Below are 23,441 nucleotides of genomic sequence, written 5' to 3'. Positions count from 1 at the left end.
GTCTTACCTCCTGCCCTTCGAGATGATGCGGGCCATCGACAACGTCGGCAGCACGCCGGCCGCAATAGCCGCGAGCATGGCGATGTCATAGACGATGGACGCGTGATTAGTCATGGACCACGAAATATACATGCACAACATGCCGTAGAAGACCATGTCACTCATCACGGTGCGGGTGAGCTCATCACGGGAGCGCAAGGCCAAAACCAACGCCGCGCACACCGATGCGCCGATGAGGAAAATACAGACAAAGACTACCCATTGAAAGGCGCTCATCGAGGAAAAATCAATCATTTCTTATCATCCTTTCGGGCATCCTTGTTCTGCGCAACCTGGCGCAGGGGCCACACGGAATACTTCTCCACATCGTGCGCGGCAAGCGGGGTATCGTCCGCCTTCGCGATATCGGGTGCGCGCATATGGCGGCCCAGTGTATCCAGCGGATACTCGTAGAACGTAGAGGCGAGCTCCTTGGTGGGACCCTGCCCAGGAACGCCATAGTCAATCCCTTTCACCTGCGGGGCGAGGCGCTCCTCCATATCCGCCAGATCTTCCATAATGCTGGCTGGGTCATCCCCCATGACCGCTTGAACCAGCACGATACGCGGCAGGCCTTCTGCAATCGGCTCGCGCAAGCCCAAGGACAAGGTACCTGGGGTCGCGGTAATGGACGAGGTGAACCAGAAGATCTCCCACGCGCTGGTCACGCGCAAGGGGTACCGCACCACTACCGGGCGGTAGCTATTCTGCGGCTTGAAGGATTCCGCGGCGAGCGAGAAACCCGCGACAAAGATTTCCTTGATCAGCCATAGCGCGTAGACAACGGCATGCACTGCAGACTTCATTTAACGGCCCTCCTGAAGGGAATCGATGTCGGGTAAGGCTACGGGGTCGTCGCCAAGCACTGCGTCTGCATAAGCCTCCGTATCCAACAAGTCCGCTGAGGCTTCCATCGTGACGCTGATGACCGGACCGGAGAGAATGAACATGGTCAGCGAACCCAGGATCAACGCTGCCGAGGGCGCCATCAGCTTCTTACGGATCACCAGCTCATCGGGCACCTTCTCCTTGGGCAAATCCTTGCCCCAGAAGACGCGGCGCCACACGCGCAGCATGGCTAGGAACGCGGCGAAGGAGGCGATGATAATCACCGCGATGACGGTCCATGCCCATGCCCCGCCGGTGCGCGCGACTTCCGCGACGATGAGGACTTTGCCCCACATGCCGGAGAAGGGTGGGAAGCCCACGACGGAGAAGGCACCTGCGGCGAAGATCCACGCGATGATGGGATCACGGCGCGCCAAGCCAGAAAGCTTGTTGAGCCTGCCCGTACCGTACGTCTCCTCGATAGCACCAGAAGCCAAGATGAGGGAGCCTACCGTGAGCATGTGGTGAATCGTGTACAGGATTCCGGCGGCCAGCGCGCGCTGGGCATCGTGGGTGGTGAAGGCCATCATCACCAGGATGAAGGGCATACCGTTGAGCATCTGGTAGCCCAGCACGCGGCGGATGGAGTTCTCAGCCAAACCACCGAAGGAGCCCACCACCATGGAGATGATCATGATGACGATGATGAGCGTTCCCCAGCGCTGGTCCATATCGAACAGCTGCACCCACAGGCGGTAGAGCATGTACACCGCGACCTTGGTGTGCAGGCCCGAGAAGAGTCCCATGACCGCAGCCGACGTGCCCGGGTAGGTACGCGGCAGCCAGGATTGCACGGGGAACACGCCAGCCTTCGCGGCGATGGCGATAACGATGATGCCGGAAGCCACCGTCACCGGACCGCTACCGGCGGCAGCACCTGTCAGCGCCGCCAAGTTAACTACGCCAGCCACTGAGTAGATATAGCCCACGCCAACCACCAAAAGCGTGGAGGCGAACAAGTTCACCAACACGAAGGCGCGGCCGGCAGCCAAGCGTGACCAGGTACCGGACATGGTGATGAGGCCATAGGAGGGCAGCAGCATGACCTCGATGAACACGAAGAAGTTAAAGAGATCAGCGGTGAGCAGGGCGCCGCACACGCCGGTGATCAAGATAAGCGTCAGCGATGGGTAGTAGCGCGACTTGGTCTCACCGCCCACGATGGCGAACCAGTTGGCGCCGAAGGCCACGATCATCGTCGTGATGAGCATCAGTGCTGAGAAGGTATCGGCCGCGAAGGCAATACCTGCGTTGCCCACGTAGTTGCCCACGCTGTGCGCCACCACACCGTTGTTCATGGTGTAAAGCAACAGTGCAAAGGAAGCGAAGATACCCACGCCCGGAACGATGAGCATGATGGCATCGCGCACGCGGTGCCATGGCGCAAGAAGCGCCAGCGCCGCCGATACGAGGGGAACCGCCGGGAAGAGCGGGAGGAGGGCGCTTACGGTGTCATACATCTAGTTGTCCTCCTCTTGTTCGAGTTCTTTCAAACGATCCATCTTGTTGGCCGAGCGCTCCAGAATCTCCCGGTTCTGGGTGTCTCGTCCCAGCGTGGAGAAAGCGTGGTCAATGGTGTTGTCATCCACCGGCTCAACGACGTCCGTGTCGTCGTTCGCGCCCATCGCCGCCATGGTCAGCAGGATGGTCGAGGTAGCCATGGAAATCACCACGGCGGTAAGCACAAAGGCCTGCGGCAGCGGGTCCGCCATCTGGTCCATGCCCACCTGCGATGGAAAGGACTCTCCGCGATAGGAGTACACGCCGGTGGCCAAGAGCATGAGGTTAGCTCCGTGGCCGAAGGCCATCATGCCCAGCACGATGTGCACGAGGCCGCGCTGCTGGATGAGGTAGACGGCGCTACCGATGAGCAAAGCAATGGTCAGTGCGAGGATCATGAGTTCTTCTCCTCTTTAGCCGGAGTGTAGTGAGGCGAGGACGCGCGGCGGCGTGCCTCGGAGTCATTGAGCAGCGCCAGTGGGTCCGAAGACGGGTTGATGGATTCGGGGTACGGGTCGTCGACATCCTCCAGCACCACGCGCGGGGTATTCGGCAACGCGGAATCATCATCGTGAACCCACGGCAAGAAGTCCCGCTCAGTGCCTGGACGCAGGTAGCCACCCAAAGCATTGATGGCCATGGTGAGCATGCCCAGCACCGCGAGGTAGATGCCCAGGTCGAAGATGAGCGACGTCGTCCAGTGCTGCCCCAGGGCGTGGCCATGGATGGCAGTGAGGAAACCACCGGAGCTATGCGACGTCGGGATGTAGCCGATGAAGCCAGCCACCAGCGCCACAATGATGCCCACGCCGGTGAGGTGAATCGGGGTCATGCGACCAAAGACAATCTCATCGGTACCGCGCGAGAGGTAGGTCAAGCCGATGGCCGCACCCATGATGAGTGCCGCCGGGAAGCCGCCGCCGGAAGCCTGGTGGCCGCGGTAGAAGACGATGAAGGACATGACCACCAAGATCGGGATGGCCACAGCAATACCCTTGCGCAGCGGCACCGAGTTGAGCTGCGACTGGCCGAACGGAGCCGGGCGTGTGCCGGAGGTGAACGGGAAGCGCGGCAGCGTCGAGGTGACCGCAGCGATAACCACAGCGGCCATGCCCAGCACTGACAGCTCGCCCAGGGTATCGAGTGCACGGAACTCCACGATGATGGTGGCCACTACGTTGTCGCCACCAGTAATATCCGGAGCGTTGTTGAGGTACCACATGGCCAGGTCCGAGCGTTCGTGGCGCCCCATCAGTGCCCACACGCCCAGGAATGCGGTGAGCCCGGCGAGCACGGCTACGACGATGGAGCCCACCTTGCGGTTGGTGTCCTGCACGGGGTGGAACTTCTCCGGCAGGTAGCGCAGGACCATCATCATGACGATGACGGACAGCGCCTCCACCGTGAACTGGGTCAGGGCCACGTCGGGTGCGCCGAGAAGGAACATCTGTAAAGTCACGCCGGTTCCCGCGGTACCAATCATTACTGCACCTGTGAGGCGGTTGCGTGTACGCACCAAACCAAACATGGACAGCGCCACGATTCCCAGCGGCAGCAGGTCCCACGGATTATCAAGGCCGTCCACACGCGGGTTGAGAGCCACACCATCGACACCCGTGGACACCAGAGCGGAGCCCGCAAGGATGATGACTAGGAGGATGATCGGCAGGATCAGCTTCGACGGGTTGTGGGTATCGGACATGCGGCCAACGAAACGGCCGAAAGCTGCGCACACGTCCTGAATCCACTTCAGGATTTGGTTACCGGTGCGCGGTAGGAGCTGGCGCTCCTCCATCGCGGTCCACAGCGGCCCGCGGAAGAACAACGCGATGATGCCAGCGATAAGCACCACCACAGAAATAAGCAGCGGGACGTTCAGGCCGTGCCACAGCGCGAGGTGGGAATGGCCCTCCATGCCGATGGCCGCCACGATGTTATCGAGTGGCTTATTGAGCACTCCCATGACGAAGATAATTGGCACCGACATCACACCGGGCAACGCCGCGGGCAGCCACAGCCTCACCGGCGCCTCATGAACATGCGACATGTTGCGCGGGCCATCGAAGAAGGCACCGAAGACGATCTTGGCGGAGTAGGTAAACGTGAAGAACGCACCCACACCGGCGATGATGAGCAGCAGCACCTGGCCAGTTGAACCGATTGGAGCTTCCTCGAAGGCGGTGAGCATTCCTTCCTTCGACACGAAGCCGAACAGCGGCGGGACCGCCGCCATGGAGGCGGCACCAATGAGCATGGAGCCAAAGGTCCACGGCATCTTGTTCCACAACACACCGAGGCGGCGGATATCGCGGGAACCGGCCTCGTGGTCGATGACGCCAATGAGCATGAAGATGGAGGACTTAAACAGCGCGTGCGCCAGCGTGTGCACGAGCGCCGCCGCGATGGCGAAGGGGGTGCCAACGCCAATCGTGGCCACAATCCATCCCAGGTGGGACACGGTGGAATAAGCGGTCAGCTTCTTCAGGTCCGTCTTCTGCACGGCAAAGACCGCCGACATCACGGCGGTACCCATACCGGCGACGATAAGCAGCCAGTTCCACGCCGCAACATCATGGAAGATGGTGGAGAAACGAATCAACAAGTAAACGCCGGCCTTAACCACTGCTGCCGCATGCAGGAAGGCCGAGACCGGCGTGGCAGCCGCCATGGCCTCCGGCAGCCAGAAGTGGAAGGGGAACTGCGCGGACTTGGTAAACGCCGAGGCCGCTATGAGAATGGCAACCCCGGTGGTTAAGCCCGGGCGCTCAGCCCACACATCAGAGGCCAAGATACCCTCAAGGTTCGTCGTCCCCGCTGCGGTTGCGGCAATCGCCACGCCCGTGAGCAAGGTAAGGCCGCCGATGAAGGTGAGGATCAGCGTGCGCTGCGAACCGGCCTCGCCGGACTTACCGCTGCGCGCGATGAGCATGAAGGACGCCAGCGATACCAGCTCCCAAGCCAGGAAGAGCACCACGACGTCGTTAGCCAGCACGAGCAGGAGAATCGACAGTGTAAACGCTGTCATCAGCACATAAAAACTGACGTTGCCTTTGCCTTTGGGCAGGTAGGCCGCAGAGTAGGTGAACACCACTGCGCCGATGACGAGAGCCAACATGGCAAAGAAGATGCCCAGCGCATCGCCCCGGAAGGCGAGATTAACGTCGACGCCTGGCGTGATGACATCACGCACCCACGTCACGGAATAGGACAGTTCTTCGCCACGGGCCAGTGCCGGAAATTCTTTAGCCAACAGTGCCGCGGCGATAATAAAAATGCCGACTAGCGGGTAGCCGGCTGCGCGATCAGCAACCTTGACGGCTACTGGTGCTAGCGCCACTGCGACAGCTGCGAGGAGGACGACATACAAGAGTGTCACGAAAGAGTAGCCTCACGAACCGTTGTTAGGGCTGTTTAATCAGCCTCACATAGACAGGACTGTCCTAGACTACCATTGTGACCTCCCCCAAAGCACATTTTTAATGGGACGAAGATGACGAAAGCGCCCCGCAAAGGAGGCGCTGCGTCTCGAAAGAACTTAGGTCTAGCCCAGGGATCTATAAGGTCCTACTTCTCCCCCAGCAAGGCATCAACGAAGCCTTCAACCTCAAACGGTGCGAGGTCATCTGCGCCCTCGCCGAGGCCCACGAGCTTGACCGGCACGCCGAGTTCCTCCTGTACCTGGAAGACGATGCCTCCCTTAGCTGTGCCATCGAGCTTGGTCAGGACAACGCCGGTGATGTCGACGACATCGCGGAAGATGCGGGCCTGGGTCAGGCCGTTCTGCCCCACTGTCGCGTCCAAGACGAGCAGGACCTCATCGACGTCCGTCTTCTTCTCTACTACGCGCTTGACCTTGCCCAACTGGTCCATGAGGTCCACGGAGGTGTGCAAACGGCCAGCGGTGTCAACGAGAACGACGTCCACGCCTTGGTCAACGCCAGCGGCCACTGCGTCGAAGGCCACGGAAGCCGGGTCCGCGCCTTCCTTGCCGCGCACGGTGGTAGCGCCCACGCGGCGGCCCCAGGTCTCCAGCTGGTCAGCAGCCGCTGCACGGAAGGTATCCGCCGCGCCGAGCAAGACGTTGTGGCCCATCGAAACGAGCACGCGGGCCAGCTTGCCGGTCGTGGTGGTCTTGCCGGTGCCATTGACGCCGACGACCATGATGACGGCTGGCTTGCCATCGTTCGGCATGGCCTTGATGGAGCGGTCCATCTCCGGGTGGCCCACCTCGATGAGGGCTTCGCGCAGCATCGCCCGCGCTTCCGCCTCAGAGCTCACTCCGCGCTCCGCAATCTTCTCACGCAGAGAATCAGTGACCTGCATCGTGGACTTCGTACCCAAATCCGCCATGATGAGGGTGTCTTCGATGTCCTCCCATGCATCATCATCCAGATCACCAGCGGAGAGAATACCCATGAGGCCCTGGCCGATGGCGTTTTGCGAGCGCGACAGACGCCCGCGCAGCTTGCCCAAGCGGCCGGCAGCCGGCGCAATATCCTCCTGCGGCTGGGCTGCCGGAGCCTCAACCACCTCAGCGTCGTCGGATACCTCTAGCTCCTCCGGCTCAGCTTCAAGTGCCGCGCTTGCCGACGCCGCCTGGGCCCCCGCCGCCGCGGCAGCCTCCTCTGCCTCTGCATCGGCATCGGCTTCTACTTCTTCTGCCTCTGCCGCTGTTTCTTCGTCGGCCTCAGACTGGACGGAAGGCTCCTCCTCAGCCGGAACCTCAGGTTCCTCCGGAGTCTCCTCCTTTACCTTCGGGGCTTCGGCTACCGGCTCCGGTTCAGCAGTCTCCGGTTCGCTGGCCGGGACAGTTTCCTCCGTGTCCGCTTCATCCTTATCAACAGCAGCGGCACCGGATACGGCAGCACCAGCGGCTGCAGCGCCCGCGGCACCTGCCGCGACAACGCCAGCGGAAGAATCTTTCTCTTCTTCTACCTTTGCCGGCTCCTTCTGTGCAGCCGGTTCCGGCGCGCTCACCGGCTTCGCGTCTGCGACGGGTTCCGGCTTCGGCTCTGCCTGAGACTTCGGCTCTGCCTCAGGCGTCGGTTCCGCCGCAGGCTTCGCTGCCTTCGGTGTCTCCTCTTCATCCTTGAGCTGAGCGTTCGCTAACTCGGTGGCATCACGCTGCTCAGACTTCTTCTCCGCTTGCGGCTGAGCTTTGGGCTCAGCCGGTGCGGGCTCCTCAGTCTTAGCTGCAGGCACAGGTTCCTTGGTAGCGCCGCCGCCAGCAGGGGCAAAATTAAAACCAGACTTGGCCTGGTAGTTGCCGGACTTCTGTTGCTGGGTCAGCTCCTTAGGCTCCTCCACGGGCTTATCAAAGGAAACCTTCTTTGACTCGCCGCGCTTCTTGCCCAAGACAACGAACAAGACCACGAGCAGAATCAGGACGATGACTGCTATCGCAATCCACATAAAAGTAGTATTCATGCCCTCCATAGTGCCAGGGTTGTCCACATCCGGCACGATAAGGAGGGTGAAAAGTGCTGGGCGCAAACCCCACCCTAGCGCGGGGCATCCACGCCGAGACGTGTGGCGTCCTCCGCCGCCTGTGCTGTGCCCGGCGCCTCACCAGCACGGGACATGCGCTGCGAAATCACGCGCGTCACGCCATCGCCGCGCATCGTCACTCCATAGAGCACGTTGGCCACGTCCATCGTCGGCTTCTGGTGGGTAATGACGATGAGCTGAGAATCCTTACGCAGCTCCTCGAAAAGTGCGATGAGGCGGCGCAGGTTGACGTCGTCAAGCGCGGCTTCCACCTCATCCATGACGTAGAACGGTGAGGGACGCGCACGGAAAATCGCCACGAGCATGGCTAGGGCCGTCAAGGACTTCTCTCCGCCTGAGAGCAGTGACAAGCGCTTCACCTTCTTACCCGGCGGGCGGGCCTCCACCTCGATGCCGGTGGCCAGCATGTCATCCGGCTCCGTGAGGATGAGACGACCCTCGCCGCCCGGGAACAGCGTCTGGAAGACCTTGGGAAACTCCGCTTCCACGTCATGCCAGGCATCCGTGAACAGCTGCAAGATTTGCGCATCCACATCTTCGATAACGCCAGTCAGATCCTTGCGGGCCTGAATCACGTCATCTAATTGCGTGGACAGGAAACTATAGCGCTCCTCCAGAGCCTTGTACTCCTCCAAGGCCAGCGGGTTGACCTTGCCCAAGGAGTTGAGGTCCTTCTCGGCTTGCTTCAACCGCTTGGTTTCGGCGGAGCGATCGAAGTCCTCACCCGGTGTGTACTCCTTGAGCAGGTCGGGAATAGCAATGCCGAGCTGCTCCACGATCTTGCCCTCGGCCTCATCCACCCGCACTTGGGCCTGGCTGCGGGCAATCTCAGAGTTATGCGCGGAGTCGGTCAGGCGATCAAGCTGCTGGCGGGTCGACGAGACCGCTTGCTTCGCCGATTGCGCACGCCCCTGCAGTACACCGCGCTGGGTGACCAGCTCATCGCGTTCCTCGGCGGCCCGCTCGAGTGCCTGCGCGGTCCGGGCAGCCAAATCTTGGGCATGCTTGTCGACAGCCTCCGCCAACCGCGCCTGTGCTTGCCGGCGGGCCATCGCCTGGTCGTGGCGGGCTTTGGCCTGGCGTTCGTGCTGGGCTTGGCGCCGCAGGGCCTCTCTCCTGCCCGCTGCTTGGCCGACCTTTTCCTCCGCACTGCGGGCCGCCATCTGGGCCTCTACCTCCATGGCCTTGACCTGTTCCAGAGCCGTCGAGGCAGCATCGCGTTCCACCGAGGAGGGTTCATCAGCCTGCTCTTCAGCGTCCACGCGCGACAAGCGGTCACGCGCCTCCGCCAATTCTTCGCGCAGGCGGGCCAACTGCACCTCGATATCCGTGGCACGGGCGGCGGCTTTTTCATGCTCAGCCTTGTTTGCCTCGTACTGCTTGAGCAAGCGCTGGTGATCGCGCTTCCACGCTTCGAGTTCGTGATCGTGCTCCCGCAGTGCGGCCTTGGCGCTCGCCGCACCCACGCGTGCATCGTCCGCCGCTAGCTTCGCGCCTTCTAGGGTGCCGGATAGCTCCTCCAACTCATGAGTGGCTAATTCCAGTTGTTGCTCGGCCTCCGCAATCTGGCCGCTTACCTCAACGGTGGAGACGGCGCCTGTTCCTGCCTCCACCCAGCCTTCGCCGACGAGTAGGCCCTCAGAGGTCACAGCACGCAAGCGCGGATCCTCCGCAATAAGTTCACGGGCCGCGCCATAGTCATCAACCAGGACCACGTCGGAGAGCAACCGCGTCACCGCCGCCGATACTTCCGGCACCAAGACCATGTGATCCAGCAGCCAGCTCGCCCCGGAGGGCAAGTCCGCGTCAAGGCGCCAGGCTGAACCGGTGGGTTCCGCAGCGACGTCGATCAGCGGCGTGCGGCTCGCCTGCGCCAAATCGCGCACGATGTCCCCGCTCACCGCGCCGGCTTGGGCCTCTGCAAAGGAACCGAGTGCTGCCGCGACGGCTGTCTCATAGCGAGTAGAAATGAACTCTGCGAGAGGTTTGAATCCCTCCCCCAGCTCGAGTGCTTCCGGAACGGTCTGGCCAAGGGTATCGATCCGAGCGCGCAAACTATAGACGCTACGCTCGTGCTCCCGCTGGGCATCACGCAGCTGCTCCAAGCGTTTATCGGCCGCGGCAGATTCGCTGGCCGCGCGCACATGCGCTTCCTCCAGCGGCTCACGCTCGGCAGCCAAGTGCTCCAGCTTGTCCGCCACCTCATCGGCTTCCGCCTGCGCTCCCCTAGTGCGCGACTTCGTATTCGCTAAAGTCTCTTCCTGACGCGCTAACTCAGACTCCGCGGAGCTGACCTGACCCGCCAAGTTCTCCTCGGCGGCGATGAGGCGAACCACGCCTTCACGGCGATCCGCAATGGCGCGCAGTTGCGCCATGTGTTCTTTATCAGCAGCCTCGAAGGCTTCCCGGCGCTCGGCCACTTCCTCCCGGATAGATTCCAAGCGCTCTGCAGCCTCTTCGGCCACGGCCAGCAACTCTTCGTGCTCCTCATCGGCTCGCTGGGCACGTGCCTCGAGCTCCTCCGGATCCTGGCCCGCGTAGGCCACCTGTGAGCCAACGTTGCTGGCGCGCTCGGCCGCGATGCGCTGCGTGGCAGAGATTCGCTCGCTGAGGGTCGATAACTCGAACCACAGCTTCTGCGCGGCCTCCGCGCGCGGCGTGACATCCCCCAACTCGGCCTCTACCTCAAGCTGGATCTCGGTCGCCTCTTCCAGCTGGGCTGTCACTTCCTCGACCTGCTCGGCGAGCACCGCCGCGCGTTTCTCAGCGTCATCGAATGTCGCGCGCAACCGCACCACACGGTCACCAGCAAGGCGCAGGCGGGCATCGCGCAAATCCGCTTGCACAGTGGCTGCACGTTGGGCGGCCTCCGCTTGGCGCGCCAGCGGCTTGAGCTGTTTGCCCAGCTCATCGGTCAAGTCCTGCAGGCGATCCAGATTGGCCTGCATGCCCGTCAGCTTGCGCTGCGCTTTTTCTTTGCGGCGGCGGTGTTTGAGCACGCCCGCGGCTTCTTCGATATAGGCGCGGCGATCTTCCGGGCGGGATTCCAGAATCTCCGCCAATTTTCCCTGGCCCACGATAATGTGCATCTCCCGGCCAATGCCGGAATCAGACAGCAGCTCTTGGATATCCATGAGGCGCGCTTTCGCCCCATTGATCTCATATTCGCTCGCGCCATCCCGGAACATGCGGCGGGTGACGGAAACCTCTGAATACTCGATGGGCAAGGCACCATCGGAATTGTCAATCGTCAGTGTGACCTCTGCGCGGCCGAGGGCCTTGCGGTCCCCGGCACCGGCAAAAATGACGTCCTGCATCTTGCCGCCGCGCAGTGTCTTGGCGCTGCCTTCACCCATGACCCACGCGAGCGCATCGACGACGTTTGATTTACCCGAGCCATTCGGGCCCACCACGGCGCAGATACCGGGCTCGAATTTCAGGTTCGTCGCGGACGCGAAGGACTTGAATCCTTTGAGCGTGAGCGATTTGAGGTGCATTCGAATAAGTTTAGCGCTCGATGAAGCCCGACTCACCGCGCGGGGCGGCCCACTGCTCCACCACGGCGTTCACCACGCCTGGACGGTGGGTGGTCGACGGTTCTTCACGCAGCAAGGCCAGCAACTTCTCGCAGTCAGCACGCGGGCCTTCAGCAACCACCTGGACGCGTCCGTCCTGGAGGTTCGTCGCGTGCCCAGCCAGCCCTAGTTCGAGGGCGCGGGAACGCGTCCACCAGCGAAAGCCCACGCCTTGGACGTGTCCAAGAACGAAAGCTGTGAGGCGTTCATGGCCTGCAGAGGCTGCTGCCGTGTCTGCCATCTAATACTCCCTCAAGTTTGTGCGGTCGCTCAAGTCAAATTCGTGATCGAGACGGCGACGGTCCTCCGCGCTGCGGCGCGTGACCGGATCCGTACCATCCCAGCACTCGACGTTGTGCAGTTCCGGCAGCATATCACGGTGGAAGACGGGATCCAGGCCCTTGCGGCGCTGCTCGTTGTAGTTCTTCAGCAGCTTGATAGCCACGCCAGACAGCGGCACGATGGCGCACACGTTGAGCAGAACCATGATGGCAGCGCCGGTATCGGCCAGGTCGAACACGGTACCTAGCGGGGCCACCGCACCGTAGAAAACAAAGGCCAGAACGATGAGACGGAAAGTCCACAGCACCCACTTCTTCCCGGAGAGGTACTCCACGTTGGACTCGGCAAGGTAGTAGTTGCCCAGAATCGAGGAGAAAGCCAGGAAGAACAGGATGAAGGTGACGAAGTGGATGCCCCACTCACCCACCACGCCGGAGAGCGCATTCTGGGTCAGCGTCACGCCCTCAATCGCATCAGAGCCGAAACGCTCGAAATCGGTGCCCAAGAGAATGATGAAGGCGGTAATTGTACACACCACCAGGGTGTCGAAGTACACGCCGAGGGTCTGCACCAGGCCCTGCTTAACGGGGTGGGACACCGTCGCCGTCGCTGCAGCGTTCGGCGCCGAACCTTCGCCCGCTTCGTTGGAGAACAAACCACGCTGGATACCTTTCAGCATCGCCATGCCCACGGTGGCACCGGCAGCTTCCCGGAAGCCAAAGGCAGAGCCCACGATCGAGACGACCATGTCTGGCACCTTGTCAAAGTTCACAATAACGACGATGAGACCCAAGATGAGATAGGCGCCCGCCATAAACGGCACGATAAACTGGGTCATCGAGGCGATGCGCTGCACGCCACCGATGATGATGAGCCCGGACACGGCGACGACTGCGATGCCCACGCCTGCCTTGAAGGCCGCGGAATCCTGGCCAAAAGAGGCCGCCAAAGAATCGGAAATGGCGTTGGTCTGGAACGCATTGTAGAACCAGCCAAAGGTAATGGCGATGGCCACGGAGAAGATGGTTGCTAAAGGCTTCCACCCCAGGCCACGGGACATGTAATAGGCCGGGCCACCGCGGTAGGCGTCCCCCTCACGCACCTTCCACAGCTGCGCCAGGGTCGACTCCACGAATGCTGTCGCACCACCCAGGATGGCGATGAGCCACATCCAAAACACCGCGCCGGGGCCACCCACGGAGATAGCCACGGCCACGCCTGCAACGTTGCCGGTGCCCACACGAGAGGCCGCTGAAATGGTAAATGCCTTGAAGGCAGAGATTCCGCCATAGTCGGCATCCTCATCGACGCCGACGCCCTTGGGTTTCTCGACGACCGCCTTGAACATGTCCGGCACCATGCGGACCTGCACCACGGCGGTGCGGATGCCGAAGAAGAGGCCCGCGGCGATAAGCAGCCATGGCAGGACATAGGACCACAGGCTGTCGTTAATGACACCAATCACGGTGCTGAAGATTTCTTGCATGGGTTACACATTAATAACTCACACCAGAATCGTCCTAGTTGGCCGCCAACTTCCTCCCCGCGGCGCGGCTCTGGCAATACGGGCAATAGTGAGTACCACGCCCACCTAGCACGGTTTTCAGGATTTCTTCGCCACAGCGATCACAGGGCTGACCGCCCCTCCCATATACGTGCAAGGAACGGTCAAAATATCCGGATTCGCCGTTAACGTTGACGTACAACGCATCAAAGCTGGTTCCGCCAACGGCGAGGGCGGAGCGCATGACGTCGGCGGCCGCAGAAATCACAGCGACGGCATCGCGCTGCCGCAGAGCACTAGCCTTCTTCAGCGGAGAAATCTGGGCCGCCCACAGCGCCTCATCAGCATAGATATTGCCCACCCCGCTGAGCACCGTTTGGTCGAGCAAAGCCACCTTGACCGCGGTGCGTTTCGCGCGCAGGCGCCGCCCTGCCGCGGTCAGGTCGAAGTCTGTTTCGAGAGGATCGGGAGCGATATGTGCCATCCTCAGCCACGGCCCGAGACGCCAATAGCCGAAGGTGCGCTGGTCCACGAAGCTGAGACGGGTGGCGTCATCAAGCACGGCGGCGATGCGCACGTGCGGCGAATCCACCTCGCCGATCCGCACCTGCCCCGACATGCCGAGGTGGATGAAGAGCACATCGCGAGCTGGGTCGGTGTGATCCTCGTCGGCGAACTCCAGCCACATGAACTTGCCGCGGCGCGCCACCGCGGCAATCTTCCTGCCCACCAGCAGCGCGGACAGCGGGGCTTCCTGGCCCCGGTTGGCGCGCGGGTGGAGAACATCTACTGCAGCAAAGGAGCGCCCCACAAGATAGGGCTCGAGTCCGCTGCGAACAGACTCGACTTCGGGAAGTTCTGGCATCGAATTCTCGTGGCTTAGCTCTCTTTGCCGGCGGTGCCCTGCACCAGCAAGGGTGTCTCGCGCAATGCTTGGCACGCTTCTTCCGCTGCCTGCTGCTCGGCGAGCTTCTTGTTATGCCCTGTTCCCCTACCCACGGTCAAACCGGCCACGGTGGCCACGGCGTTGAAGGTTTGATCGTGCTCAGGACCCGTCGAGGTGGCCGAGTACACCGGCATCGCGGCCTTCAGCTCCGCGCACAGCTCCTGCAAGGTGGTCTTCCAGTCCATATGACGGCCGGACACCACGGCGTTGTCAATCTTGGCGGCGAACAGCTTCAGCACCACCCCGCGGGCAACCTCAAAACCATGCTGGCGGTAGATAGCCCCGAGGATGGCCTCGGTGGTATCGGCCAAGATGGAGTCCTTGTCACGGCCGCCAGTAGATTGCTCACCCTTGCCCAACAGGACGTGCTCACCCACGCCGATTTCGCGGGCGACATCGGACAGGCCATAGCGCGACACGATGGAGGCACGCATCTTAGAAATATCCGACTCGGGGCGCGAGGGGTACTTGTCGTAGAGCTTGGCCGCGATGGACAAGCCCAAGACGGCATCCCCCAGGAACTCGAGGCGCTCGTTGTTGGGCAGGTGCCCGTTCTCGTTGGCGAAGGAGCGGTGGGTCAGTGCCAAGCACAGCAGCTCATCGCTGATCTCCACGCCGAGTGCTTTTAGCAGCGGGGCGTGATCTACCTCCGCGAAGGCCGCGGCTAGTGCCTGTTCACCAGTGAGTTTCTTCTTCTTGCTCATAGGAACTTCTCCAAACCAGACCAACGCGGATCCACGCGCTCTTCTTCCCCAGAGACCCCCGTGGTTACTCCATCGGGAGCATCCACCTCGCAACCATCCTCGCACGTTGGCGCAAAGGGAAGGGATAAACCTGCCTCATCGATCACGGTCTGGAGGAGGTCGAGGATTCCATCCTTGATCTCGGGAACCTCATCACCGGAACCGCGATCCTCCTCCTCGGTCTCATCCCCGCTGACGAAGGACTCATCTGCGGAAAACACCTGGGATACGTGGAGATCCAGTTCCGGGTGCAGCTCTGCCAGGCAGCGGGCGCATTCGCCGCTGAGGGTGCCGGTGATATCAGCGTCCACCAACACACCAGAGCCCAACGGGGTCAAGGTGGCATCCACCTTAACCTCAGTACCTTCCAGGATGCCGATCATTTCCACGCCGATGCGCTCTGGCGCGGGTCCGGTCTGCACGCGGTGCTCAGGCAGCGCGTCGGTTCCTTGGCTGCGGAGCAATTCCGTCACGTCGAACTTCAATGGTGATTTCATAGCGCCCACCAGCTTACCCTGTGCTGGCCCGCGCGCCCTAGACTGGCAAAGACCTGAATGCTGGGGCATAGGCGCTTAAGCACTTGGCCTAACAGCTCGATTCTGTCCTCGGCGCTGTTCTCGCTTTTGCTGCACTCATCTCCTGGCGCGCGGAACGGCCGCGCATTAGTCCCCTCTAGTAGTCGCGGGGCGCACGCGGCGCCCGGCGCGCCGGTTCCCGAGTCTCGCGCACAGCGCCGCGTCCCTCGCCGCGCGCTTCCCCACGAGAGCGCACACCGGCACCTCGGCGCAGAGCGGAGCGATCGTTATTCACGGTGCGCAGGAGGTCAGACAAGGTGGTCTCGAATTCCCCGAGCTTGGCGTCAACGAATTCATCGCACTCGGTGCGCAGACGGTTGGACTCAGAGTGCGCGGTCTCCACGATACGGTGCGCCTCATCATCGGCGCGGCGCACGACCTCGGATTCGGAGACCAAGCGGTCTTGTTCAGCTTGGCCTGCAGCGACGGCACGCTGGTATTCCTCATCTGCTTGGGCGCGGGTGCGCTCGGCGTCGGAGCGTGCGTTGTCCACCAGGTTGCTGGCCTCGTCCTCTGCCTGGGCGACAAGGGTGGTGGCGCGATGTTGAGCGTCGGCCAGCATGGCGTCCGAATCCTCACGCGCACGGGTCACGGTGTCATCAGCCTCGGCATTGGCTTCAGAAATAATCTGCTCCGCGCGTTCTTCCGCACCCTGCAGGATCTCATCCTGCTTGTCCAAGACGTCCTGGGCATCATCCATTTCGACCGGGAGAGCGTTGCGGAGATCGTCGAGAAGCGCCAGCATCTCGTGGCGCGGGACCATGCAATTAGAGGTCATGGGAACGGCATAGGCCTGTTCCAGGTTGCGAACAAGTTCATCGAGGGACTCAAATACGCGGTACATGGCACCAGCCTAACCAAGCACATACGCACCGCGACGTATCCCACGCGGGAAGAAACTGCGAAAACCTCCCCACTCAGTGGGGAGGTTAAACCAAGGCATAGAGAGGAATAGAGAACGGCTGGGGCTAGATCACGCCCTGCGCCAGCATGGCATCAGCCACCTTCTTGAAGCCAGCGATGTTAGCGCCCGCGACATAGTCACCCTCCAAGCCATATTCCTTAGAGGTCTTATCGATATTGCGGAAGATATTGGACATGATCTCGTGGAGGCGCTGGTCGGTGTACTCGAAGGTCCAGGAGTCACGGGAGGCATTCTGCTGCATCTCCAGCGCAGAGGTCGCCACACCGCCTGCATTTGCGGCCTTACCCGGCGCGAAGGCGATGCCATTTTCCACAAAGTAGTGGGCGGCCTCCGGGGTACAGGGCATGTTCGCGCCTTCGGCAACATAGCGGACCTGATTCTTGACCAGGAGCTTGGCGTCCTCGCCGTCGAGCTCATTTTGGGTAGCGCACGGCAAAGCAACGTCGGCGCTGACCTCCCATACGTTGCCACCCTCGTGATACTCCACGCCCGCACCCGCTTCGCCGGCGTAGGTGGAAATGCGCTCGCGGCGGACTTCCTTAATCTCCTTGAGTAGCTCTAGGTCCACACCGTTCGGGGCGGTGATGTAGCCGGAGGAGTCAGACATCGCGACGACGGTACCGCCGAGCTGTTGCACCTTTTCGGCGGCGTAGATGGCAACATTTCCGGAACCGGAGACAATCACCTTGGCGCCGTCGAAAGACTCACCATGGGCCTTCATCATTTCCGAGGTCAGATACACCAGGCCGTAACCGGTAGCCTCGGTACGCACAAGGGAGCCACCCCAGCTCAAACCCTTGCCGGTAAGAACGCCAGACTCGTGCTTGCCCTCCAGTCGGCGATACTGGCCGAACAGGAAACCGATTTCGCGTCCGCCCACGCCAATATCACCGGCCGGGACGTCGCGGTATTCACCAATGTGGTTGTGCAGCTCCGTCATGAAGGATTGGCAGAAACGCATGACCTCGGCTTCTGACTTACCCTTCGGGTCGAAGTCAGAACCGCCCTTGCCGCCGCCGATAGGCAGGCCGGTCAGGGAGTTCTTGAAAATCTGCTCGAAGCCGAGGAACTTGATGATGCCCAGATTGACGCTCGGATGGAAACGCAGGCCGCCCTTGTAGGGGCCGAGCGCGGAGTTAAATTGCACGCGGAAACCGCGGTTGACCTGAATCTGGCCGCTGTCATCCACCCACGGCACGCGGAAGATGAGCTGACGCTCGGGCTCGCACAGTCGCTCGACCAGGCCGTAATCAGCGTAGTGAGGGTCTTTATTGAGGACGATCTTCAGTGAGTCGAGTACCTCAGCGAGTGCCTGATGGAATTCCGGTTCGCCAGCATTACGCTTGAGAAGCTTGCTGTAGTAATCGGAGATTTGCTGGTCGATGGACATGGCAATCCTTTCATTGGGCACCGTTCCTCACGGTCGGTGCGTCATCCATTGAACAAGCAATAGTTTTCTATCAATCGACCTAAATTGCAAGATGGCCGTACTGTGGCGTGCCTTAAGGGCTGGTCAGAGCGCGAAAATTTTTTCTCGTATCTCTGCCATATACTCATGGGCATGCGCATTCTTGTTGCCCCCGATTCCTTTAAAGGCACCGCTACTGCAGCCGAAGCTGCCGCCGCCATTGCATTGGGCGCGCGGCGCGCTCTCAGCTCCTCGCCCCACGCAGACACAGCGAAGGTAACGACCCTGCCCATGGCCGATGGCGGCGAAGGCACCGCGGAGGTGCTCGCCAGCGCCGCTGTTCATCGCCACGGCACGGCGGGGCAAACGATTACGCTGCCTACCACCGATGCCATTGGCCGTCTGACCGAGGCCAGCTACCAGCTCGTTGGTGACACAGCCTTCATCGACGTCGCCGCCGCCACCGGCCTTCCTGCCGTTTCCGACGCCCTCGATCCACTCCATGCGGATTCCTATGGAACGGGCGTGCTGGTGGCCGACGCCGAATCGCGCGGCGCCAAGCACATCGTTCTTGGCCTCGGCGGCAGCGCCAGCATCGACGGCGGTCTCGGCATCCTCGCCGCGCTCGGCGCCGCCGCCCACGATGCCCGCGGATACGCCCTGCCCAAGGGCGGCGCACCTTTGGTCAACCTCGACCACATCGACACCGCGCAGCTCAACATGAAGGCGGCCATGCTGGACTACACCTTGGTCACCGATACTCGCGCCGTGCCCGTCCAAGCCGCAACGATGTACGGCCCACAAAAAGGCGCTGAGGGCGAACAAGTAGCACTACTGGCGGGCGCGATGCTACGGCTCTGCGAAGTCACGGAGACCGACCCACAGGCCGAATTCTTTGGCGCCGCAGGCGGCATTCCCATCGCCCTGAGCTGGCTTTCGCGCACGCTCTGGGGCACCTCGGAGCACTGCCGTATCGTGCCGGGCGGCCAGTATGTAGCCCAAGCACTCAATCTACCCACGCGTATCGCCGAGGCGGATCTCGTCCTTACCGGCGAGGGGCGCTTCGACGAACAATCGCTTACCGGAAAGGTGGTGGGCACGCTGGCGGACATGACTAGCCCGCCAACCCTGGGCATCATCGCCGGCTCCGCAACCGCATCGGCGCCACAGGGCACACTGCTGGAAGAACTCGACGGGGAGGAAGAGGGGGACGTCGCCCAGCGCTTAAGCAACGCGGCCGAACGCCTCGTCCGCAGCGTTCTGCAGAGCTAAAACTCTCTGAGGCTAAAACTCTCTGAGGCTATAGCTTTCAGCAGAACTACGGGGTCACCTGCACCGCCCACGGGAAAACTGCCGGTCGCTCGTGGGCGAGCTCGTCCTCCAGCAACACGTGGTCCTTCGGTAGAACCGAATGGGGTGTCAACAAGCGTGCGAGGACCATGGTCAGCTGATTGACGGAGCCCTTCACGCCATCGACATCGATGGCATAGCGGTAGACATTGGCGTCCTCTAAATCACGCTCTTCATGCTCATCGCGGTAGGTCTGGCGCAGCTGTTCTTCCAGCCCCTCCGGGAGTGCAGGATCGGGCACACGGGTAACCTCAGCAGAAGCTAAGGAGCCGTTATCCACCAGCTTGTGGGTAGCAGTGCTAAAGATTTCGGCCACGCGCTCGGCTTGAGCATCCGGCACCAGAACATCAAAGTGAATCAATGGCATGTAGGTAACCCTACCCAAACTTGAAGGACAGTAACTATGGCAGATCCCACACTTTCTCGGCTGAGCTCGCTCCTCCTCGAAGATTCAGTCGATCTCAGCTGGCAACGCGCCTTCTATGAAGACATGCATGCCCACCCAGAGCTGTCCCACCAAGAGGAACGCACCGCCGGGCGGATTCTGGAACAACTAGATAAGTACGAGTGCGAGCTCGTCACCGGAATCGGCGGCCATGGCATCGTCGCTATCTTCCGCAACGGGGACGGCCCAACCGCGCTGATGCGGGCTGATTTTGATGCCCTCCCGGTGGCCGAGGAAACCGGCGTCCCCTTCGCCGCCACCAATGGCGCAATGCATGCCTGCGGGCACGATGTACACACCACGGCATTGCTCGGCGCGTGCGCGATTCTCGACGCCCACCGCGACGCCTGGCACGGCACCTTCCTAGCGCTGTTCCAACCGGCGGAGGAATCATCCATGGGCGCCAAATACATGATTGCGGACGGGCTCACCGACCGCGTTCCTGCACCGGATGTGTGCTTTGGTCAACACGTCATGCCGGGCCCCGCCGGCCAGGTGCAGTCCACCGCCGGCCCCATCCTGGCCGGCTGTGATTCCCTCCGCATCCGCATCACGGGGCGCTCCGCGCACGCCTCCATGCCGCACGAGGCCATCGATCCTTCCTACGCGGCCGCCATGGTGGTCACCCGCTTACAAGCCATCGTCGGCCGCGAAGTCCCTCCCCATGATTTCTTTGTCATCTCGGTGGGCGAGCTGCATTCGGGCGATAAAAACAACATCATTCCGGGCAGCGCCGAACTCGTACTTAACACCCGCTATTACAAGCCAGAGTTGGCGCAGCGCGTCTATGCCTCCCTCGAGCGTATGGTGCGAGCCGAGTGCGAAGCCTCGGGATGCCCAGCAGAGCCCACCTTCGAGTACTTTGCCCATGGCGAAGTCACCGATAATGACGCTTCCATTCATGAGCCCGTTCGCTCGGCCTTCGACGCAGTCTTTGCTGATCTCTCCGTGAGCGCCACCCCATCCACGGTCTCCGAGGATTTCTGCTATCTCCCACAAGCCTGGGGCGTGCCTTATAACTTCTGGTTCATCGGCTCCACGCCGGAGCACCTCCTGGACAACCCGCCGGTTAACCACCAATCCACTTTCCTACCGGATTATGAGCCCACCATGCGCTCGGCCACCCGCGCCGGGGCTGCAGCCGTCCTGTCTTTTCTGGGGCGCTAGCCTTCCCGGCACAACGTTTTCGCTGTGCGTGATGATTCACGCACGGTAGCTGGCAGTGCTCTCTCCTGCAGCTGAATGCGGAACTGGTTAAGCTTGGGTGTTGGTATTTTTCCGCATTTTTATGCCTAAGGTGAAGGGATTCTCATGAGTCAACCCCAGCACTCCGATTTTCAGACCGCAGTTCCCGGACACGTCCGCGCCGCTGCTGGTGTCTCCCCCTCTGCCGCGACTAACCGCAAGTTCTGGTCCGGCTTGTCTTCTTCAGTAATGGAGCAGATTGCTGACAACTGGGAGGCCACCCGCACCGCCTACTCCGCCGCCCGCCAGCAGCACTATTTCTCTGCTGAGTTCCTCCAGGGGCGCGCCCTGCTCAACAACCTCACCAACGTCGGACTCGTCGACGAAGCCCGCGCCGCCTCCAAGGCCGCCGGTCACGAACTCTCCGATGTTCTCGAAGCCGAGCACGATGCTGCACTAGGCAACGGCGGCCTGGGCCGCCTCGCCGCCTGCTTCCTCGATTCTGCTGTCACCCAGAACTACCCGGTCACGGGCTACGGCCTGCTCTACCGCTACGGTCTCTTCCGTCAGTCCTTCGACAACGGTTTCCAGCGCGAGGAACCAGATGCCTGGATGGAAAATGGCTACGACTTCATCATTCGCCGTGCCTCCGAACAGCGCTTGGTCCACTTCGATGACATGGACGTACGCGCTATCCCCTATGACATGCCGATTACCGGATACGGCACCAACAACGTAGGTACGCTGCGCCTGTGGAAGTCCGAGCCTATCGATGAATTCGATTACGATGCCTTCAACTCGCAGCGCTTCACCGAAGCCATCGTGGAGCGCGAGCGCGTCATGGACATCTGCCGCGTGCTCTACCCCAACGACACGACCTACGAGGGCAAGGTGCTGCGCGTTCGCCAGCAGTACTTCTTCGTCTCGGCCTCGCTGCAGCAGATGATCGATAACTACATCGAGCACCACGGCGAGGACCTCACCGGCTTCGCCGAGTACAACTGCATCCAGCTCAACGACACCCACCCGGTGCTGGCCATCCCCGAATTGCTCCGCCTGCTTCTCGACGAACACGGGATGGGCTGGGACGAGGCCTGGAAGGTCGTCACCGAGACTTTTGCCTACACCAACCACACCGTGCTGGCTGAGGCTTTGGAGAGCTGGGAAGTATCCATCTTCCAGAAGCTGTTCTGGCGCATTTGGGAGCTGGTGGAAGAGATCGACCGCCGCTTCCGCGAAGACATGGCCCAGCGCGGCTTGGATCAAGGGCGCATCGACTACATGGCTCCGGTGTCCGACGGGCATGTCCACATGGCGTGGATCGCTTGCTATGCCGCGTACTCCATCAATGGCGTCGCCGCCCTGCACACCGAAATCATCAAGGCGGACACGCTCTCCGAGTGGCACGAGCTGTGGCCGGAGAAGTTCAACAACAAGACCAACGGCGTGACCCCTCGTCGTTGGCTGCGCATGTGCAACCCGCGCCTGTCCGACCTGCTCACTGAGCAGGCTGGTTCTGATGCCTGGGTTACCGATCTGACCGAGCTGGCGAAGCTGGCTCCTGTGGCTGAGGATGAGAAGGTGCTGCGCCAACTCATCAACATCAAGCGCGCCAACAAGCAGGATTTCGCCGCATGGATTGACGCACACCAGGGCGCTACCGTGGACCCGGATTCCGTTTTCGATGTCCAGATCAAGCGCCTGCACGAGTACAAGCGCCAGCTGATGAATGCGCTTTACATCTTGGACCTGTACTTCCGCATCAAGGTCGACGGCGAAACCGTTCCGAAGCGCACCTTCATCTTTGGCGCGAAGGCAGCGCCGGGCTATGTCCGCGCGAAAGCCATCATCAAGCTCATCAACACCATCGGTGACCTGGTCAACAACGACCCGGCTACCAAGGACGTGCTCAACGTAGTCTTTGTTGAGAATTACAACGTCTCCCCCGCCGAGCACATCATCCCAGCCGCTGATGTCTCCGAGCAGATTTCCGTCGCCGGCAAGGAAGCCTCCGGTACCTCCAACATGAAGTTCATGATGAACGGTGCCCTGACCTTGGGCACGATGGACGGCGCCAACGTAGAGATCGTCGAGGCAGTGGGCGAAGACAACGCCTACATCTTCGGCGCCCGCAACGAAGAAATCCCGCAGCTGCGCGCCGAGTACAACCCGGGCGAGCTCTATAACACGGTTCCGGGCCTGGCGCGTGTCCTCGATGCCTTCACCGATGGCACGCTGGGTTCGGAGAATGCAGGCATGTTTAGTGATCTGCGCTCCTCGCTGCTCGATGGCTTCGGCGAACACGCTCAGGATACCTACTACGTCCTCGGGGACTTCGCCGACTACCGCGAGACCCGTGACCGCATGGCTGCTGACTATGAAGCGGACGAGCTGGCATGGGCCAAGAAGGCCTGGCTCAACATCTGCTACTCCGGGCGCTTCTCCTCTGACCGCACTATCGCTGACTATGCCAACGAAGTGTGGAAGCTGACCCCGACCCCCATTTCCCACGTCTAGACAGACAGGGGTTAAAAGACGCACTAGTGCCTATTAACCCCTAGACGGGGC

At 61.5% G+C, this 23,441-nt stretch carries 18 protein-coding genes; 3 read left to right on the top strand and 15 right to left on the bottom strand.

The genetic code is table 11. The features are described 5' to 3' along the window. Window positions 1-3: 3 nt before the first annotated feature. From HMPREF2781_RS01555 to gdhA, 14 genes are all read right to left on the bottom strand, one after another. Window positions 4-294, bottom strand: coding sequence for a cation:proton antiporter (locus HMPREF2781_RS01555; RefSeq protein WP_070445483.1), 291 nt, complete (start codon window positions 292-294; stop codon window positions 4-6). Continuing rightward, window positions 291-845: a monovalent cation/H+ antiporter subunit E gene (locus tag HMPREF2781_RS01550; protein ID WP_070643795.1), complete on the bottom strand. Its 555-nt coding sequence runs from the start codon at window positions 843-845 to the stop codon at window positions 291-293. Before HMPREF2781_RS01550 ends, HMPREF2781_RS01555 begins: the two co-directional genes overlap by 4 nt. Continuing rightward, window positions 846-2,387, bottom strand: coding sequence for a monovalent cation/H+ antiporter subunit D family protein (locus HMPREF2781_RS01545; protein WP_070445477.1), 1,542 nt, complete (start codon window positions 2,385-2,387; stop codon window positions 846-848). After that, window positions 2,388-2,825, bottom strand: a complete 438-nt coding sequence (locus tag HMPREF2781_RS01540; RefSeq protein ID WP_010190439.1) for a cation:proton antiporter subunit C — start codon at window positions 2,823-2,825, stop codon at window positions 2,388-2,390. Next, the gene (locus HMPREF2781_RS01535; RefSeq protein WP_070643792.1) at window positions 2,822-5,803 is read right to left on the bottom strand and encodes a DUF4040 family protein; all 2,982 of its coding nucleotides are present in this window, start codon (window positions 5,801-5,803) and stop codon (window positions 2,822-2,824) included. Before HMPREF2781_RS01535 ends, HMPREF2781_RS01540 begins: the two co-directional genes overlap by 4 nt. Before the next feature lie 188 nt (window positions 5,804-5,991). Further along, window positions 5,992-7,854 (bottom strand): signal recognition particle-docking protein FtsY, encoded by a 1,863-nt coding sequence (ftsY, locus tag HMPREF2781_RS01530; RefSeq protein WP_070643905.1) that lies wholly within the window; start codon window positions 7,852-7,854, stop codon window positions 5,992-5,994. A gap of 74 nt (window positions 7,855-7,928) precedes the next feature. Then, window positions 7,929-11,432, bottom strand: a complete 3,504-nt coding sequence (gene smc, locus HMPREF2781_RS01525) for a chromosome segregation protein SMC (protein WP_070643789.1) — start codon at window positions 11,430-11,432, stop codon at window positions 7,929-7,931. A gap of 10 nt (window positions 11,433-11,442) precedes the next feature. Continuing rightward, entirely contained in the window at window positions 11,443-11,751 is a 309-nt protein-coding gene (locus tag HMPREF2781_RS01520; RefSeq protein WP_070445466.1) for an acylphosphatase, read from the bottom strand. Then, entirely contained in the window at window positions 11,752-13,278 is a 1,527-nt protein-coding gene (locus HMPREF2781_RS01515) for an alanine/glycine:cation symporter family protein (RefSeq protein WP_070562754.1), read from the bottom strand. It abuts the gene before it with no gap. 34 nt (window positions 13,279-13,312) lie between these two features. Next, a complete protein-coding gene (gene mutM / locus HMPREF2781_RS01510; protein WP_070562751.1) occupies window positions 13,313-14,161 on the bottom strand; it encodes a bifunctional DNA-formamidopyrimidine glycosylase/DNA-(apurinic or apyrimidinic site) lyase in 849 nt (282 codons plus the stop codon). 14 nt (window positions 14,162-14,175) lie between these two features. Continuing rightward, complete coding sequence (gene rnc / locus HMPREF2781_RS01505) at window positions 14,176-14,946, bottom strand: ribonuclease III (RefSeq protein ID WP_070445456.1); 771 nt, start codon at window positions 14,944-14,946, stop codon at window positions 14,176-14,178. Next, a complete protein-coding gene (locus HMPREF2781_RS01500; protein ID WP_070643787.1) occupies window positions 14,943-15,482 on the bottom strand; it encodes a YceD family protein in 540 nt (179 codons plus the stop codon). Before HMPREF2781_RS01500 ends, rnc begins: the two co-directional genes overlap by 4 nt. Window positions 15,483-15,657: 175 nt before the next feature. After that, window positions 15,658-16,404, bottom strand: a complete 747-nt coding sequence (locus HMPREF2781_RS01495) for a DivIVA domain-containing protein (protein WP_070562745.1) — start codon at window positions 16,402-16,404, stop codon at window positions 15,658-15,660. A 124-nt stretch (window positions 16,405-16,528) separates the two neighbouring features. Continuing rightward, entirely contained in the window at window positions 16,529-17,875 is a 1,347-nt protein-coding gene (gene gdhA / locus HMPREF2781_RS01490) for an NADP-specific glutamate dehydrogenase (protein ID WP_070445447.1), read from the bottom strand. Window positions 17,876-18,046: 171 nt separating this feature from the next. Here gdhA and HMPREF2781_RS01485 point away from each other — a divergent pair, with 171 nt between their 5' ends. Continuing rightward, window positions 18,047-19,165 carry a glycerate kinase gene (locus HMPREF2781_RS01485; RefSeq protein ID WP_070445731.1) on the top strand — a complete coding sequence of 373 codons (1,119 nt, stop codon included), beginning with the start codon at window positions 18,047-18,049 and terminating at the stop codon, window positions 19,163-19,165. A 46-nt stretch (window positions 19,166-19,211) separates the two neighbouring features. Here the strand turns inward: HMPREF2781_RS01485 and HMPREF2781_RS01480 are convergent, their stop codons facing one another. Then, the gene (locus HMPREF2781_RS01480) at window positions 19,212-19,610 is read right to left on the bottom strand and encodes a hypothetical protein (RefSeq protein ID WP_070643785.1); all 399 of its coding nucleotides are present in this window, start codon (window positions 19,608-19,610) and stop codon (window positions 19,212-19,214) included. Between the two features lie 36 nt (window positions 19,611-19,646). Here HMPREF2781_RS01480 and HMPREF2781_RS01475 point away from each other — a divergent pair, with 36 nt between their 5' ends. Both HMPREF2781_RS01475 and HMPREF2781_RS01470 read left to right on the top strand, forming a co-directional pair. Further along, entirely contained in the window at window positions 19,647-20,855 is a 1,209-nt protein-coding gene (locus tag HMPREF2781_RS01475; protein ID WP_070643782.1) for an amidohydrolase, read from the top strand. Between the two features lie 144 nt (window positions 20,856-20,999). Next, window positions 21,000-23,390 carry a glycogen/starch/alpha-glucan phosphorylase gene (locus tag HMPREF2781_RS01470; RefSeq protein ID WP_070445437.1) on the top strand — a complete coding sequence of 797 codons (2,391 nt, stop codon included), beginning with the start codon at window positions 21,000-21,002 and terminating at the stop codon, window positions 23,388-23,390. The last annotated feature ends 51 nt before the right edge of the window (window positions 23,391-23,441 follow it).

The sequence above is a fragment of the Corynebacterium sp. HMSC062A03 genome (assembly GCF_001811145.1).
GTDB classification, from domain to species: Bacteria; Actinomycetota; Actinomycetes; order Mycobacteriales; family Mycobacteriaceae; genus Corynebacterium; species Corynebacterium aurimucosum.
Note: the sequence above shows the minus strand (reverse complement) of the source record. Positions and strands in the feature narration are given on the sequence as shown.

Coding starts and splice junctions, on each gene's coding strand:
- HMPREF2781_RS01550 (WP_070643795.1), bottom strand. CDS start 845: ATGAAGTCTGCAGTGCATGCCGTTGTCTACGCGCTATGGCTGATCAAG.
- HMPREF2781_RS01520 (WP_070445466.1), bottom strand. CDS start 11,751: ATGGCAGACACGGCAGCAGCCTCTGCAGGCCATGAACGCCTCACAGCT.
- HMPREF2781_RS01555 (WP_070445483.1), bottom strand. CDS start 294: ATGATTGATTTTTCCTCGATGAGCGCCTTTCAATGGGTAGTCTTTGTC.
- HMPREF2781_RS01480 (WP_070643785.1), bottom strand. CDS start 19,610: ATGCCATTGATTCACTTTGATGTTCTGGTGCCGGATGCTCAAGCCGAG.
- HMPREF2781_RS01545 (WP_070445477.1), bottom strand. CDS start 2,387: ATGTATGACACCGTAAGCGCCCTCCTCCCGCTCTTCCCGGCGGTTCCC.
- HMPREF2781_RS01470 (WP_070445437.1), top strand. CDS start 21,000: ATGAGTCAACCCCAGCACTCCGATTTTCAGACCGCAGTTCCCGGACAC.
- HMPREF2781_RS01515 (WP_070562754.1), bottom strand. CDS start 13,278: ATGCAAGAAATCTTCAGCACCGTGATTGGTGTCATTAACGACAGCCTG.
- HMPREF2781_RS01540 (WP_010190439.1), bottom strand. CDS start 2,825: ATGATCCTCGCACTGACCATTGCTTTGCTCATCGGTAGCGCCGTCTAC.
- smc (WP_070643789.1), bottom strand. CDS start 11,432: ATGCACCTCAAATCGCTCACGCTCAAAGGATTCAAGTCCTTCGCGTCC.
- rnc (WP_070445456.1), bottom strand. CDS start 14,946: ATGAGCAAGAAGAAGAAACTCACTGGTGAACAGGCACTAGCCGCGGCC.
- mutM (WP_070562751.1), bottom strand. CDS start 14,161: ATGCCAGAACTTCCCGAAGTCGAGTCTGTTCGCAGCGGACTCGAGCCC.
- HMPREF2781_RS01500 (WP_070643787.1), bottom strand. CDS start 15,482: ATGAAATCACCATTGAAGTTCGACGTGACGGAATTGCTCCGCAGCCAA.
- HMPREF2781_RS01475 (WP_070643782.1), top strand. CDS start 19,647: ATGGCAGATCCCACACTTTCTCGGCTGAGCTCGCTCCTCCTCGAAGAT.
- gdhA (WP_070445447.1), bottom strand. CDS start 17,875: ATGTCCATCGACCAGCAAATCTCCGATTACTACAGCAAGCTTCTCAAG.
- ftsY (WP_070643905.1), bottom strand. CDS start 7,854: ATGAATACTACTTTTATGTGGATTGCGATAGCAGTCATCGTCCTGATT.
- HMPREF2781_RS01495 (WP_070562745.1), bottom strand. CDS start 16,404: ATGTACCGCGTATTTGAGTCCCTCGATGAACTTGTTCGCAACCTGGAA.
- HMPREF2781_RS01485 (WP_070445731.1), top strand. CDS start 18,047: ATGCGCATTCTTGTTGCCCCCGATTCCTTTAAAGGCACCGCTACTGCA.